This window comes from Pseudomonas sp. 50_B, assembly GCF_017491625.1.
Taxonomy (GTDB): Bacteria; Pseudomonadota; Gammaproteobacteria; order Pseudomonadales; family Pseudomonadaceae; genus Aquipseudomonas; species Aquipseudomonas danubii.
In genome coordinates, this window is sequence record NZ_JAFGYX010000154.1 from 1 (window position 1) to 452 (window position 452).

Annotated in this window: 1 protein-coding gene; it reads left to right on the forward strand. The window is 62.4% G+C overall.

The window, feature by feature from the left end; translation table 11 throughout:
* Positions 1-452 (forward strand): ATP-binding protein (locus J5M73_RS31375; RefSeq protein ID WP_243434007.1); only part of this gene is annotated, 452 nt, incomplete at both ends.

The following is a 452-nucleotide window of genomic DNA, read 5'->3' on the forward strand; positions in this document are numbered from 1 at the left end:
GCTCGACGACGATCGTCAATCAGGTGGCCGCGATGAAGCGCATGGTCGACGATTTTCGCGATTACGCGCGCACGCCGCCCGCGGTGCTCGTCAACCTGCAACTGAACGATCTGGTGAGCGAAGTATTGACGCTTTACGGTGTCGGCGAGGGCAAGAGCACGATCGTCGTCGAGCAGACGCCGCTGCCGGTGATCCGCGGCGATGCGACACAACTGCGTCAGGTGATCCACAATCTGCTGCAAAACGCGCAGGATTCGGTCGCCGACGTCGAGCATCCTCGTGTGTTGCTCGAAACCAAGACAGTAGAATATGGCGATCCCGACGCGAACGGCAAAACGCGCGTCGCGGTTCGGCTGACCGTCTCGGACAACGGTCCGGGTTTTCCGGCGCGCATCCTGACGCGCGCGTTCGAGCCTTACGTGACGACGAAGGCGAAGGGCACGGGGCTTGGC